10 protein-coding genes and 5 pseudogenes are annotated in these 15364 nt (G+C 54.5%); all 15 read left to right on the top strand.

Annotated features, from left to right (window positions below; translation table 11 throughout):
* Position 1 precedes the first annotated feature (1 nt).
* Positions 2-1483, top strand: coding sequence for a type VI secretion system baseplate subunit TssK (gene tssK / locus B9P82_RS09495; RefSeq protein WP_168188437.1), 1482 nt, complete (start codon positions 2-4; stop codon positions 1481-1483).
* The gene (tssL, locus tag B9P82_RS09490; protein ID WP_101700275.1) at positions 1480-2169 is read left to right on the top strand and encodes a type VI secretion system protein TssL, short form; all 690 of its coding nucleotides are present in this window, start codon (positions 1480-1482) and stop codon (positions 2167-2169) included. The genes tssK and tssL overlap by 4 nt, the downstream gene beginning before the upstream one ends.
* Positions 2166-3875, top strand: coding sequence for an OmpA family protein (locus tag B9P82_RS09485; protein WP_101700274.1), 1710 nt, complete (start codon positions 2166-2168; stop codon positions 3873-3875). The genes tssL and B9P82_RS09485 overlap by 4 nt, the downstream gene beginning before the upstream one ends.
* Before the next feature lie 5 nt (positions 3876-3880).
* Positions 3881-4255, top strand: a pseudogene (gene hcp / locus B9P82_RS28890) (type VI secretion system effector Hcp); the annotation flags it as partial.
* A 33-nt stretch (positions 4256-4288) separates the two neighbouring features.
* Positions 4289-4549: pseudogene (gene tssD / locus B9P82_RS28885) on the top strand (type VI secretion system tube protein TssD); the annotation flags it as partial.
* 173 nt (positions 4550-4722) lie between these two features.
* The gene (tssH, locus tag B9P82_RS09475) at positions 4723-7377 is read left to right on the top strand and encodes a type VI secretion system ATPase TssH (protein WP_101700272.1); all 2655 of its coding nucleotides are present in this window, start codon (positions 4723-4725) and stop codon (positions 7375-7377) included.
* Positions 7374-9874, top strand: a pseudogene (locus B9P82_RS09470) (DUF2345 domain-containing protein). Before tssH ends, B9P82_RS09470 begins: the two are co-directional and overlap by 4 nt.
* Positions 9875-9877: 3 nt before the next feature.
* Complete coding sequence (locus B9P82_RS09465) at positions 9878-11500, top strand: lipase family alpha/beta hydrolase (protein WP_101700271.1); 1623 nt, start codon at positions 9878-9880, stop codon at positions 11498-11500.
* Entirely contained in the window at positions 11493-11957 is a 465-nt protein-coding gene (locus B9P82_RS09460) for a hypothetical protein (protein ID WP_246842113.1), read from the top strand. Before B9P82_RS09465 ends, B9P82_RS09460 begins: the two co-directional genes overlap by 8 nt.
* On the top strand, positions 11935-12750 hold the full coding sequence (locus tag B9P82_RS09455) for a T6SS immunity protein Tli4 family protein (RefSeq protein ID WP_246842119.1): 816 nt from the start codon (positions 11935-11937) through the stop codon (positions 12748-12750). Before B9P82_RS09460 ends, B9P82_RS09455 begins: the two co-directional genes overlap by 23 nt.
* A 43-nt stretch (positions 12751-12793) precedes the next feature.
* On the top strand, positions 12794-13309 hold the full coding sequence (locus B9P82_RS09450; RefSeq protein WP_143704266.1) for a hypothetical protein: 516 nt from the start codon (positions 12794-12796) through the stop codon (positions 13307-13309).
* Complete coding sequence (locus B9P82_RS09445) at positions 13258-14067, top strand: T6SS immunity protein Tli4 family protein (protein ID WP_246842112.1); 810 nt, start codon at positions 13258-13260, stop codon at positions 14065-14067. Before B9P82_RS09450 ends, B9P82_RS09445 begins: the two co-directional genes overlap by 52 nt.
* 56 nt (positions 14068-14123) lie before the next feature.
* Positions 14124-14267 (top strand): annotated as a pseudogene (locus tag B9P82_RS28880) (acetyltransferase); the annotation flags it as partial.
* On the top strand, positions 14264-15091 hold the full coding sequence (locus tag B9P82_RS09435) for a T6SS immunity protein Tli4 family protein (RefSeq protein WP_371412081.1): 828 nt from the start codon (positions 14264-14266) through the stop codon (positions 15089-15091). The pseudogene B9P82_RS28880 and the gene B9P82_RS09435, both read left to right, overlap by 4 nt.
* Positions 15057-15323: pseudogene (locus B9P82_RS09430) on the top strand (VasL domain-containing protein); the annotation flags it as partial. The gene B9P82_RS09435 and the pseudogene B9P82_RS09430, both read left to right, overlap by 35 nt.
* Between the last annotated feature and the right edge of the window lie 41 nt (positions 15324-15364).

Raw genomic sequence — 15364 nt, 5'->3', positions numbered from 1 at the left:
AATGAAAACGGAACAACCGTTATGGGGCAGGGGCGTTATGGTCTCTCCCCAGCACTTCCAGCAACAGGCCGCATACGCGGCCTGGTCTGCGGAATGCATTGCCCGACTGGGCCTCTCCCATCCCTGGGGGATGATTGATGCCACTTTCGAACCGGATGCACTGAAACTGGGCCGCCTGCAGGCCCGTCATCTGCACATCCGTTTCCCCGACGGCACGCTTATCGACACGGATAATGCCGACTCCCTGCCGCCGGTGCTGGCGCTTGAGGGCGAATCACANGCCACTTTCGAACCGGATGCACTGAAACTGGGCCGCCTGCAGGCCCGTCATCTGCACATCCGTTTCCCCGACGGCACGCTTATCGACACGGATAATGCCGACTCCCTGCCGCCGGTGCTGGCGCTTGAGGGCGAATCACAGGAAGTGGCGGTGGTTCTGGCGCTTCCGCTACTGCGGGCAAATGGCGGCAACTGCCTTAAACCCGATGAGGTGGCCGAGCGCCCTGTGCGTTATCGCCAGCGCTGGCGGGATGTCCGTAACGCCTTTGGGGACGATACCCGCCAGATTGCGGTGATGCAGCCCGAGCTGACGTTGCGTTTCGCCCATCAGAACAACAGTGATTACCTAACCTGTCCGGTCGCCCGTCTACATCAGGATTCACAAGGGAGCTGGGCACTCGATGAAACCTTTCTTCCGCCACTGCTGGCTCTGCAGGGCAGCCGCTGGCTGGTGACCCAGCTGGAACAGCTGATGATGCAACTGCGTGCCCGTCTGAGTCGCCTGATGGACATGCGTCGTGAAAGTAACGAGCGCATGGCCGATTTTGCCGTGGCTGACGTGTCTCTGTTCTGGTTGCTCAATGCCCTGAACAGCGCAGAACCCGTGCTCGGACAGTTTCAGCGACACCCGCAAAGTCCGCCGGAGCGTCTGTATCCGGAGCTGGCAAGGCTCGCGGGCAGTCTGCTGACCTTCTCGCTGGAACACCAGGTGAGTGCTATTCCTGTCTGGCAGCATGAGCAACTGAATAACGTCTTCCCGCCGCTCTTTGACCTACTGGGCGACCTGCTGGAAGCCAGCCTGCCGTCGCGGGTGGTAGCGATCGAGCTTGAGCATGATGCCCGGCTTCACTTCTGGCAGGCCCGTCTGCATGACCCACGCCTGCGCGAAGGGGCGGATTACTACCTCTCCGTGCGTTCACCGATACCGGTGGCACAGCTGCAGGAACAGTTCCCGCGCCAGTGCAAGGTCGGCAGTCCCGATCATATCAGGAGTATCGTCAATTCATCACGGGTGGGTGTGCCCCTGATGCCCCTGCGTCATGTGCCAGCCGCCATCCCACTGCGTCTGGAAAACCAGTATTTCAGCCTCGATGTCTCTCATCCTCTGGCCAGCGAAATGCTTCAGGGCGGCACCTGTATGTTTTACGTTCCGGGCATGCTCGGCGAGCCTGAACTTGAACTCTTTGCGGTACTGAGAACATGAGTGAGCCTAAACGCAGCGCTGCTGCGTCCATTGATATTGATGCCCTGCTGCAGGACACCTGGCTGCAGGTGATCAGCCTGCGTCACGGTCCGTCGTTTCAGGATGGAGAAGGGCGCACGTTGTGGGAGCGCTGCATTGCTGATGTCGAACGCGTGCAGCGTGAGCTGAAAGCGAGCGAACTCGATGAAGCCAGCTGTCAGCATATTCTCACTGCACAGTGTGCGCTGCTTGATGAAGCCGTCAAAGGTCGCGGTGTGGAGGATGATGCCTGCCTGCAGTGGTATGACATTCCTCTCCAGGGGCACTTCCTTGGCACCATGGATGCCGGTGATACGCTGTGCGATCGGATGCGCGATGTGCTGCGTGAACCGGCGCCCGACCACGCTGTTGTGACCTGCTTCCAGCGGGTCATGATGCTGGGGTTTCTCGGCAGTTTCCGCTCGCTGAACGATCCGGAGCGCCAGAAACTCGTCAATGCGCTCAGTGAACATGTCACGCCGTTCAGCTATCCGCAGGCTCACCCGATACTGGCAGAAAGCCGTACCGGACGAGGAATGGGTGGTTGGCTGGCGTCATGGCCCGTGCGTATCGGCCTGAGCGTGATGGTAGTCGCCGCACTCTGGTGGGGACTGGATCACTGGTTGGATCAGACGCTGCTGACCCTGCTACCGGGAGCCGTGAAATGAGTCCTGAACAACAGCGCGGGCTTGCGTTGTGGGCCGCCCTGCTGAGTGCAGTGGTCTGCCTGGGTTTCCTGCCGGTGTCCCGACTGGTTTCTTTGCTTGTTCTGTTGGCGATGCTGGGGCTTATCCTGGCGTTCTGGACTGTCGCCAGTCGTCGTGCGGAGCATGACGTCACCCTGCGTCTGGATGACCTCCCGGAAGCCACTTATCGTCAGCCCGTGGTGTTGGTCTGTGGCGATCTGCCGCTGGCATGTATGCAGCAGTCACCGGTGCTCACTGTCACGCAGGGATGCTGGATCCGCGTGGAGGATCATCAGGATCTGGAGCAGGCAGCCCGCCAGGTACTGTGGTTGCGACCTGACTGGGGTCGCCAGCTGTCGGTGATGGTCAGCGTCTGTCCACAGAAACACGCCGACAGCGAGCGCCTTACCAGTCGTCTGCTGGCCTTGCGCTGGCAAATCAGCCAGTTGCGTAAAGAAACCGGGCATTCCGTGCCGCTGGTTCTGAATGGTCAGGTTGGCAGTGCGATGACGAATGATCTGCTCTGGCAGGCGGCTATCCCGGGGGAAGGGGTGAGGGTCTGGCGTGAATCTTCAGCGCCGAGTTCAATCGCTACATGGGTTACCACCGGTGGGTCGCCTGCGATGCAGCAACAGGTGTTGATGAACAGCCTGATGAGCTGGTTCCATCAGCACGTCAAAGCTGTCTTTATGGATAAGAACCCCGACGTTCCTGTCATTGCGCCTACCGCGGTGCTGTGGGGAATGGGACCGATCCTTGCCGGAAGTCTGGCCACATCTGCCTGGACTGCGTGGCTTTCCCGTCACACTGCGATGCAGCAGGTAGCGGGCTGGCAGCCGGTAGGAACGGACAGTACGGTTATCTCCCCCTTCCCGGATTTTATCCTGCCACTGCTGCCCGAAGGGCGAGGCCTGACGCCGCGTGGGCGAGCCTTCCGTTGTGCGCTCGGGATTTTCACGCTGGCGGCCATTGCTGCGCTGCTCAGTAGTGGCTGGAACAATCGCCAACTGCTGCAGCGTGTGAGCTTCGATATTGCCCGCTATGACCGTATCCCGAAGCATGATTTCGGACCCAAAGCCGATGCCGTTGCTGTCCTGCGTGACGATGCGGCAGAGCTGAATGATTGGTCGCGCAATGGCGTACCGATGCGGATGGGGCTCGGTCTGTATCAGGGGGAGCGTCTGCGAATGCCTGTGCTGGATGCGATCCGTTCCTGGGTGCCTCCACCTCCGCCGCCTGAACCACAGCCGAAACCCAAACCGGTACCGAAAATTGTCCGCCTCGACAGCATGTCGCTGTTCGATTCCGGTAAATCCGACCTCAAGCCGGGCTCCACCAAAATGCTGGTGACCTCCCTGGTTGGCATCAAAGCTAAACCGGGCTGGCTGATTGTGGTGTCAGGTCACACCGACAACACCGGCAATCCAAAACTGAATCAGACGCTTTCACTTCAGCGTGCCGAAGCGGTGCGCAACTGGATGCGTGATACCGGTGATGTACCGGAAAGCTGTTTTGCGGTGCAGGGCTATGGCGAAAGCCGCCCGATCGCAACGAACGACACCCCGGAAGGGCGCGCACTTAACCGTCGTGTCGAAATCAGTCTGGTACCGCAGGCCGATGCCTGTCAGATACCGGGCAATCCCCAGGCGTCATCGGATGATGGCGCAGATAAAACTGTAATGGAGTAAATCACATGGCAATTCCTGTTTATCTTTGGCTGAAAGACGACGGCGGCGCGGACATTAAAGGTTCTGTGGACGTTCAGGATCGTGAAGGCAGCATCGAGGTTGTCGCTCAGGAGCATAACCTGTACATCCCGACCGATAACAACACCGGCAAGCTGACCGGTACCCGTATCCACACCCCGTTCCTGTTCACCAAGGAAATCGACTCGTCCAGCCCGTATCTGTACAAGGCGGTGACTACCGGTCAGACCCTCAAGTCTGCGGAATTCAAGTGGTACAAAATCAACGACGCGGGCCAGGAAGTGGAGTACTTCAACACCAAACTGGAAAACGTGAAAGTGGTGAAAGTGAATCCTGAAATGTATGACATCAAGGATCCTTCTAAAGAGAAGCACAACCACCTTGAGCGCATTGANACCGGTCAGACCCTCAAGTCTGCGGAATTCAAGTGGTACAAAATCAACGACGCGGGCCAGGAAGTGGAGTACTTCAACACCAAACTGGAAAACGTGAAAGTGGTGAAAGTGAATCCTGAAATGTATGACATCAAGGATCCTTCTAAAGAGAAGCACAACCACCTTGAGCGCATTGAACTGCGCTACGAAAAAATCACCTGGACCTACAAAGACGGCAACATCATTCATTCCGATTCCTGGAACGAACGCGCCACCGCGTAAGCCTGATGCGGACGGGGTTTCCTGTCCGCATTTTTTTGCTGAGAGCCTGTCTGAAACGGGTTTTCAGCAAAGAAAACCACAAACTGCCAGCCTGACCGTATGCGCTTTGGTCCCCTTCACGGAAAACAGCGATGGGCGGTAGCGTGTCCAGGAACCGACAAAGAGAGAGATTCATGGAAAATCCAGCCATCCTGTTGCGACGTCTGAACCCTTACTGTGCCCGTGCGATGGAAGGGGCGGCTTCGCTCTGTCAGACCCGCGCCCATGCGGAAATTTTGCCGGAGCACTGGCTGCTGAAGCTGCTAGAACAGGGGGAAGGTGACCTGACGGTGCTGGCACGCCGCTACGAGTGGGATATGGATGCACTGTGGCAGGATTTGCTGGCGTGGCTCGACAATCTACCGCGTTCGGTTCGCAGCCGCCCGCAGCTATCCGCAGATATTCAGAAACTGCTGCAGGAAGCGTGGATGCAGGCCTCACTTGCCGGAGAGGAAAGTATCCGAAGCCAACACCTGCTAATGGCGTTGACGGAAAACCCACGACTTGCTCACTGCGACGGCCTGTGGCCATTGCTGACGCTGGGGCAGAGGCAACTGGAACGCCTGCGCCCGCTGCTGGATGCACAATCTGATGAACGCCCGGAGCTGCAGTTTGAGGCTGAACTGGCCCAGGAGCATGGCAGTGAGGTGGAATTTGTCGGCCGCCCGGTCGGTGCAGAGCTGAAAGAGGGGGAACTGACCCCGGCGCTGCAAAACGCGCTGGATAAATTCACGCTCGACGTCACTGCCAAAGCGAAAGAGGGCAAGATTGACCCGGTGTTCGGCCGTGACACGGAAATCCGCCAGATGGTGGATATTCTCTCGCGCCGTCGCAAAAACAATCCGATCCTGGTCGGTGAACCGGGCGTCGGCAAAACCGCGCTGGTGGAAGGGCTGGCATTACGCATCGCCGAAGGCAACGTGCCGGAATCACTCAAGCCTGTTGTACTGCGTACCCTTGATCTTGGCCTGTTACAGGCGGGGGCTGGCGTGAAGGGCGAATTTGAACAGCGCCTGAAAAACGTCATCGATGCCGTGCAGCAGTCGCCGGTGCCCATTCTGCTGTTTATCGATGAAGCCCATACCATTATCGGTGCAGGGAATTCAGCCGGTGGCGCGGATGCGGCCAACCTGCTGAAACCGGCACTGGCCCGCGGTGAACTGCGCACCATCGCCGCCACCACATGGAGCGAGTACAAACAGTATTTTGAACGCGATGCCGCGCTGGAGCGCCGCTTCCAGATGGTGAAAGTGGACGAGCCGGATGACGATACGGCCTGCCTGATGCTGCGTGGCCTGAAATCCCGTTATGCCGAACACCATGGCGTGCATATTACTGACGATGCGGTACGCGCCGCCGTCACGCTGTCCCGTCGTTACCTGACCGGACGCCAGCTACCGGACAAGGCCGTCGATTTACTCGATACGGCCAGCGCCCGCGTGCGCATGAGCCTCGACACGGTGCCGGAGCCGCTGACCCGTATTCGCGCGCTGATGACCTCGCTGGACATAGAGAAGCAGGCGCTGCTGGAAGATATCGCAGTCGGCAATCAGAGCCACGGCGAACGCCTGACCGCCATTGAGCAGGAAGAGAAGGACCTTATCGCTGAACTTGACGAACTGGAAGCCCGGTACGGCGAGGAGCTGAAACTCACCGAACAACTGCTGGAAAGCCGCCAGGACATCTCCCGTCAGAGTGAGACGCACGCGCTGCAACAGGCTCTGAACGGCATACAGCACAGCAACCCGCTGCTGTCGGTGGATGTGGACGTCCGCACCGTCGCCAATGTGATTGCCGACTGGACCGGCGTGCCGCTCTCTTCCCTGATGAAAGACGAGCAAACTGAGTTGCTGACCCTGGAAAATGAAATCAGCAAACGCGTGGTGGGTCAGGACGTGGCACTCAACGCTATCGCCCAGCGCTTGCGCGCGGCGAAGACCGGGCTGACGTCAGAGAATGGTCCGCAGGGTGTGTTCCTGCTGGTCGGTCCAAGTGGCGTCGGCAAAACTGAAACCGCGCTGGCGCTGGCGGATGTGCTGTACGGTGGCGAGAAGTCACTCATCACCATCAACCTGTCCGAGTACCAGGAGCCGCACACGGTGTCCCAGCTGAAAGGCTCGCCGCCGGGCTACGTCGGCTACGGTCAGGGCGGCATTCTGACCGAAGCGGTCCGCAAGCGTCCGTACAGCGTGGTGCTGCTCGATGAAGTGGAAAAGGCGCACCGCGACGTGATGAACCTGTTCTACCAGGTCTTCGACCGTGGCTTTATGCGCGACGGCGAGGGGCGTGAAATCGACTTCCGTAACACCGTTATCCTGATGACCTCGAACCTCGGCAGCGATCATCTGATGCAGCTGCTGGACGAACAGCCGGAAGCGACTGAAGCGGATCTGCACGAGCTGTTGCGCCCGATTTTACGCGACCACTTCCAGCCGGCGCTGCTGGCTCGCTTCCAGATCGTAATTTACCGCCCACTGGCAGAAGCAGCCATGCGTACCATCGTGGAGATGAAACTCGCGCAGGTCAGCAAGCGCTTACATCGCCACTACGGCCTGAGCACGCACATTGATGAGAGCCTGTATGACGCACTCACTGCCGCCTGCCTGCTGCCGGATACCGGGGCGCGTAACGTCGACAGCCTGCTCAATCAACAAATTCTGCCGGTGCTGAGCCAGCAGTTGCTGACCCACATGGCCGCGAAACAGAAACCACAGTCGCTATGCCTTAGCTGGAGTGAGGAAGAGGGTATCGGGCTGGAGTTTGACCGTACACAAGGAGTGCACGCATGAGCAGTAATCCCCCAATCAGATTCAGCCACAACCATCACCTGCTGGCGGTGAAGGGCTGTGCTGCAGAGCTCGATGTGCTGGCGTTTGAAGGCGATGAAGCCCTGAGCTCGCCGTTCAGCTACCGGATTGAGTTCACCAGCGGCAACCATGCCATCAGCAAAGAAATGATGCTGATGAAAGCGGCTTCCCTGACGCTGCAGGCCCCGGTAGACCAGGGTTACGGCATCAAAATGCAACAGGCCGTGCGCACCCTTCAGGGAGTGGTGAGCGGCTTTGAACGCCTCAACACCTCAAAGGATGAAACCCACTATGCCCTGACGCTCCAGCCACGCCTGGCGCTGCTTGACCGTTCGCATCAGAACGCCATTTATCAGGACATGTCGGTCCCACAAATCGTGGAAAAAATTTGCGCGAGCGCCACAACATGCGCGGTCAGGATTTTCTGTTCTCACTCTCAAAAGAGTACCCGCGCCGTGAGCAGGTGATGCAGTACGGCGAGGACGACCTGCACTTTATTACCCGTCTGCTGGGCGAAGTCGGCATCTGGTTCCGCTTCACCACCGACACGCGCCTGAACATCGACGTGGTGGAGTTTTATGACGGTCAGCAGGGGTATGAAAAAGGCCTGACGCTGCCATCGGTTCCGCCATCAGGACAGCATTCAAAAGGCGTGGACTCGGTCTGGGGCATGGAGAGCCATCATAACGTGGTGCAGAAGCAGGTCAGCACCCGTGATTACAACTACCGCCAGGCCACGGATGACATGAATACCCTGGTCGATGCGACCCGCGGGGATGCCACCACCTACGGTGATGCCTATCACTACGCTGATAACTATCTGACACCAGGTAGTACCTACGACCGCAATCCGGCCCCGGAGTCAGGGGCGTTTTATGCCCGCATTCGTCATGAGCGCTACCTGAATGGTCAGACGCAGACCCGCGCCATCACCAGCTGCCCGACCCTCTCTCCTGGGCAGGTGCTGAAAGTCACCGGCGGGTACGAAGTGGCAGAGGTGTTTGCTCAGGGCGTGGTCGTCACAGCGATGCACAGCCATGCGCGCCGTGATGAAGACTTCGGCGTCAGGTTCGACGGTATCCCGGACAGCACTGATTTTAGTTTCCGCCCTGAGCCTGGCTCACGCCCGGTGATGGCCGGCACATTGCCGGCACGTGTCACGAGCACCACCGAGAACGATACCTACGGCCATATCGATAAAGATGGCCGCTATCGCGTCAACATGCTGTTTGACCGTGATAACTGGGAAACTGGATTCGAGAGCCTGTGGGTACGGCAGTCCCGCCCTTATGCGGGTGATACCTACGGCCTGCACCTGCCGCTGCTGGCGGGCACCGAAGTGGCGATTGGCTTCGAGGACGGTAACCCGGACAGACCGTACATTTCTGGCGTACTTCACGACTCGGCCCACGGCGATCACGTCACCATCCGCAACTACAAACGTAACGTGTTGCGCACACCGGCGAACAACAAAATCCGCCTCGACGATGAGCGCGGGAAAGAGCATATCAAGGTTTCCACTGAGTACGGCGGCAAGAGTCAGCTGAATCTCGGACATTTAGTGGATGCTGAGAAGCAGAAGCGCGGTGAGGGTTTTGAGCTCAGAACGGACTCATGGGGCGCGATACGGGCGCAGAAAGGCATATTTATCAGTGCGGATGGCCAGGCGAAAGCACAGGGTCAGGTGCTGGAGATGGGGGCAGCCCTAAGCCAGCTGCAGCAGGCGCAGAACCAGGTCGAAGCGCTGAGCTGCGCAGTTGAAACAGCCAAAGCGGAGCTGGCCGATATTCAGACTCAGAAGGCGCTGCTGCAGCAAACGCTGACCGATTTGCAACAGTCCGCGTTGTTACTCTCCGCCCCGGAGGGGATTGCTCAGAGCACGCCAAAAAGTGTGCAGTTGTCAGCGGGCGAGAATGTCATCAGTACCAGCGGTAAGCACACGGATTTCAGTGCACTGAAAAGATTCACCGTGGCGGCAGGAGAGAGAATAAGCCTGTTTGCCCAAAAGCTGGGTATCAAAATATTTGCCAGTCAGGGGAAGGTGGAGATACAGGCGCAGGGTGATGAGATGACGCTGGATGCGCTGAAGGATATCCGCATCAGCAGCAGCGAGGGGAAGCTGGTCATAAGTGCGAAGCAGGAAATCATTCTCACCAGCGGGGGCGGTTATATCCGTATTGCTGATGGAGCCGTGGAGTGTGCGGCGCCGGATAAAATCATCCAGCGTGCGGCGGTGTGGCAGAAGTTCGGCGGGCAGAGTATGAGCATGGCGGCGCAGAGTTGGGAGAGCAGCGAATTTGAAATAGGGCCTGAAGTACAGTGGCCCTATTCTGATAAACCTGTAGCGGGTCAGAAAATCAGCCTGACGCACAGCGATGGTACCGTGCAGGAGTTAATGACCTCTGCATCCGGCCGTGGGGAAAAGCAAAACCTGGTGGACCCTGCATCAGTGCAGATAAACCTTAAGGATGAGGACTAACAAATGAATGAAGCCACTGAAAGCAATAGTGTCCTGCTAGGGTACGACAAGTTTGGTCATCCCCTCTATAAGGTCATTGCCACGCCGAAAGACAAGGAGCAGTGGCTCAAACTTTATAAGATGCCGGACAGAGTCATCCCGGTCGTGTTTTTACCGGGGGTGATGGGCAGTAATTTGATGAACCCCGATGACGGTAAACCGGTCTGGACCGTCAACGGGAATGCAAGCGTGTTACCCTGGATTGGAAGAGGGCCAGTGACAAGAAAAAAATTACTGGATCCCACCAAAACCGTTGTCGATCCTGGTGGGAAAATCGAGACTGAAAGTCCGGAAGAGCGCCTGTTATTCAAATCTCGCCGGGAAAGAGGCTGGGGGGAAGTGGGGGCGATGAGCTACGGCACCTTCCTCCCCTGGCTCCAGGAAGCGCTGAACGATAACCAGACAATGTTAAAAAATAAGACCAACAAAAATGGTAGCCTGACCTTGCGTGAGAGGCTGCTGGATAAAGCGTTGGGGGCGGAAATCGGCGAAAGTAATCTGACTACAGAGGAAGTGGCACTAAGCTATCAGTACCTCTTTCCGGTCCATGCAGTGGGCTATAACTGGCTACAGTCGAATGTAGATTCAGCTCAAATGCTGGCCAAGCGTATCGAAAAGATTATTGGCGATTACAAAGCTAGCGGACGCAAATGCGAAAAGGTTATTCTGGTGACCCATTCAATGGGGGGGCTCGTCGCCCGTTATTATTCGGAACTGCTGGAAGGCGATTACGGACAGAAAAATATACTGGGTATCGTGCACGGGGTGATGCCGGATCGTGGTGCCCCGATGGCCTATAAACGGATGAAAGCGGGAGAGGCAGGAGTAACAGGTTTAGTAATTGGCGGTAATGGCGCTGAAATGACCCCTGTACTGGCACAATCGCCGGGTCCTCTACAGCTCCTGCCTGGCAAGGGATACGGTATGGGCTGGTTTCACGTTGAGGGCTTTAAGCAGCCTTTGCCTCAGACAGACCCTTATACGGAAATCTACACTCAGAGGTCGGCGTGGTGGGGGTTATGCGAGGAACGCTTTATTAATCCAGAAAATAAAGGTATGGATAAAATTCAACTGGAGAAGGACTGGCAATTATATGTGGATAATATTGATAATAAAGTTAGAAAGTTTATAGAAGGACTTAATGGACGCTACCATGAAAGTACCTATGCTTTTTATGGAAATGACGGTGTGAAATATCCCTCTTATGCCGAACTGCACTGGAAGGACGTAAGTGGAAAACATACCCCGGAAGCCTACCGCTCGCAGGTCAGTGAACAGGGGGAAATCTTCTACCCGGCGGACAAATTTAATCAGACGATTCGCTACGCAACGCTGGCAACGCCCGACCAGGGTTATGTTACCCGCAAATATGAATTATCGCCCCCAGCGGAAGACGGTGACGGCACGGTACCGGTCAGAGCGGCAGTTATTAATTCTCCGAAGTTAAAGGCCCAGCTGGGCGTGGGCGTTGACCATGAGGGAGCTTATAAATCGGATAACACCATGGATGCGCTCTGGTTTACCCTGCGGTCAATTATAAGAATTGTACAGCAGGTGAAAAATACGGGACTTGCTTACCATGAATAATATAAAGAAAAAAGTGATTATCTTTGCTGTTTTAATCTTAGCGGGATATGGGCTGTATCAATACTTTCGCCCTTATAACCCGTCTCTACAAACACTAACATCATCACAGCAGGAAGCCATGAGCAAAATAAACGCCGAAATGAAACCTTACTGCGTCGGGCGCTATATGCTCGATCTGCCATCCTCCTTTGAGGCTTACAATGAAACAGCACCGCTGGATAACAATATCTGGGCGGCGGTTATTTCCCGGTCAGAGGATTCGTATAAAACCTATCTGGCGACAAAGAAGATGTATCATCCGGGTTTTGTGCAGTTGCTGGCGTTACGTGAAAAGGCGCTGCGAAACAGTAAAACCATAGACGCTCAGGATATGCCCTTTTTGAAAAAGGTTTGGCCGTTGCCGGATGGCATGGATGGCGTAATTTTTGAAAGAAATGAAAATGGAGGAGNTACGTGAAAAGGCGCTGCGAAACAGTAAAACCATAGACGCTCAGGATATGCCCTTTTTGAAAAAGGTTTGGCCGTTGCCGGATGGCATGGATGGCGTAATTTTTGAAAGAAATGAAAATGGAGGAGTTTCGGACGCAATGCGCATACTGGAAGGTTATCTGTATACCAACGGTGTGGTTATCAAACTACAGAAGCAGACTATTAATGATACTAGCCCAAAATATAACGAGCAGCGAAGAGGTCGGCCAGCCAGAAACTATGTCTCAAAAGATGTCAGCCAGATGCAGTCGCTGATGGCGAGGATCAGCGGCAGGGATAATGACGTTATTCCGGTAAAGCCCGGCTCCTGTATCACCCATGCGTTTATTGCCACCGACACGACGGCAGCAGATCGGGAAGATATTAACATAGGGTTCATCAGTAATACTTTCGACAATATACGTGTTGCAGTTTCCAGTGATAACTTCACGCGTGAAGAAAACACGGTGCTGGACAGAATGGGAGAAATAAAAAGTAATATTTCCCGTTCACGCGGAGCAATAGAAAGAAAAGGTGCCTTTAGCGTGAATGGGCTACAGGCGGAGGAGTTTCTGGCAATGGGGTTACAGGAAGACAACGATGAACCACGATACCAGTTTGAAATGTATATCAATGAAATGACCGCCAGCTATAAGACTCCGGGTTTTATGCTGACCCTGGATAATCAACGTATGTCGCCAACCTCTTACAGCAAGGAGGAAATTATCGCCTTCTGGGACACGATCAGCCGTAGCGTACGCATTCGCCCTAGCGCATTTTGACCGGTCGGAAAGGATGGCAGATAAATAACAGGGAGGTTTCACAATGAATAAAATTAAGCGAAGAATCATTCTTCTTGCTGTTTTTGTCGTACTGGGCGTTGGGGGATATCAATATTCTCGCCCTTATAACCCATCATCGCAGACATTGACGTCATCACAGCAGGAAGCCATGAACAAGATAAACGCCGAAATGAAACCTTACTGCGTCGGGCGCTATATGCTCGATCTGCCATCCTCATTTGTGGCCTACAGTGAAACAGCACCGCTGGATAACAATATCTGGGCGGCGGTTATTTCCCGGCCGGAAGATATGTATAAAACTTACCTGGCGACAAAGAAAATGTATCATCCAGGTTTTGTGCAGTTGCTGGCGTTACGTGAAAAGGCGCTGCGAAACAGTAAAACCATAGACGCTCAGGATATGCCCTTTTTGAAAAAGGTTTGGCCGTTGCCGGATGGCATGGATGGCGTAATTTTTGAAAGAAATGAAAATGGAGGAGNGGTTTTGTGCAGTTGCTGGCGTTACGTGAAAAGGCGCTGCGAAACAGTAAAACCATAGACGCTCAGGATATGCCCTTTTTGAAAAAGGTTTGGCCGTTGCCGGATGGCATGGATGGCGTAATTTTTGAAAGAAATGAAAATGGAGGAGTTTCGGACGCAATGCGCATACTGGAAGGTTATGTGTATACCAACGGCGTGGTTATCAAACTACAGAAGCAGACTATTAATGATACTAGCCCAAAATATAACGAGCAGCGAAGAGGGCGACCAGCCAGAAACTATGTCTCAAAAGATGTCAGCCAGATGCAGTCGCTGATGGCGAGGATCAGCGGCAGGGATAATGACGTTATTCCGGTAAAGCCTGGCTCCTGTATCACCCATGCGTTTATTGCCACCGACACGACGGCAGCAGATCGGGAAGATATCTCTGTGGGCCTTGAAAGTAAGTCACTGGAACATATCAGAATTATTCTCTCCACCGATAACTATACGCGTGAAAAAAACACGGTGCTGGAGAGAGCTGGTGAGATAGAGAGTAACTTGTACCGTGGTCACGTGGAAAGAAAAGGGGCCTTTAGTGTGAACGGGCTGCAGGCCCAGGAGTTTCTGGCAACGGGTTTACAGGCATCTCAAGACGAGCCGCGTTACGGCTTTGATATGTTCATCAATGAAATGACAGCCAGCTACAAGACTCCCAATTTTATTCTGACTCTTGAGAATGATTCCATGCCACCGACCTCCTACAGTAAGGAGGAAATTATTGCCTTCTGGGACACGATCAGCCGTAGCGTACGCGTTCGCCCGGGAGCGTTCTGACTGGTCGGAAAGAATGGCAGATATTTGCATCATCAGTACATAAATTTCAAACCAGCGAAATCAAAAGCGTTCTGGCAACCCACGTTGACCATCAGGGAGCCTATGACGTCAGCAGCCTGAAGGATATACAGGCCAGGCCTGCCCTGCAGTTTACCCTCAGGGCCATTGTGAAAATGGTTCAGGAGATCTCGACCCCATGAAGACTTTTCGGCAGATTACAGCGTTATCTCTCATGATCAGTAGCATGCTTTTTATTACCCCGGCTACGGCATCCACGCCAGTGAAGAAGGACAGTCCAGTGATAAATACTTTGTTCGCGCAAACCAAACCGCAGTGTATCGGTCAATATGTGATTGATGTTCCTGCGTCGTTTAACAATCAGCTGCACGATATGATTTTTATCGATGACTTTAAAATAGAAAGCAAACTGCTCTATCCACCCGCATTTAAACAGCGGGTACAGCTAAGAGAGCAGGCGCTACGCGACGCCATTAATAAACCGGGTAACAGGCCTGAAAATGCCCCTTTTTTAAAAGAGATCGTTCTCCTTCCTGATGGTAAGGGTGCTATTTTCGATCATAATGAGTCGGGTGCTCCGGATATATACAGGCAGCTGGAAGCACATGTTTATTCAGGAATGACAGCTTTTGTGATTACTACTGACATTCGTGATTTTTCAGACAAGAAGCACAGTGACAAAAAGATGAAATATCTCGCCAAGGGGTTTACTGAGGCCGATGCAAATACTAAGCCAGCCAAACTGGCGGCCATGCAATCCCTCATATCACGGCTTAGTGGCAGGAAAGATGAGGATATTCCATCGGCTAAAGGTGTGTGTATTCCGAATGGATTTATCCGGGATGATGGCGGAAAGCATAAAGAAAGTCTCACATTCCGGTATGAAAATGATGATTTTGTTTTTGGTGTCGATATGGATAATACAATCAACGGTTCAGACGACACGTTGTTTAACCGCAGTACGCAAATTAATGAAGCGCTTAACCGCCCAGCTAAATGCGCTTGATGAACGCAAGGGTAAATACCTGACGGGGTCGGAGTTGAAATCAGCCATTTTCACTATCCGCCGCCAGCTTGACCAAACGCCGCCGACAGAAGAATTGTTGCGTCAAATCGATGAGGAATTAAAAAAACAGGGGAGTGTATCACCCGCTTTGTATCAGCAGCTCGATATACGGCTTAACCAGCTTCTTAATCGTTATACGCTGCTGAAACAAAATGCCATTCGAGGGCGATAGCACTGGAAATAAGCCAACCAGAGATCATCAAATGAGTCAGA

This window comes from Citrobacter sp. L55, assembly GCF_002850715.1.
Lineage (GTDB): Bacteria > Pseudomonadota > Gammaproteobacteria > Enterobacterales > Enterobacteriaceae > Citrobacter > Citrobacter braakii.
The sequence above is the reverse complement of the archived record's forward strand: the minus strand, read 5'-3'. Positions and strand labels throughout refer to the sequence as shown.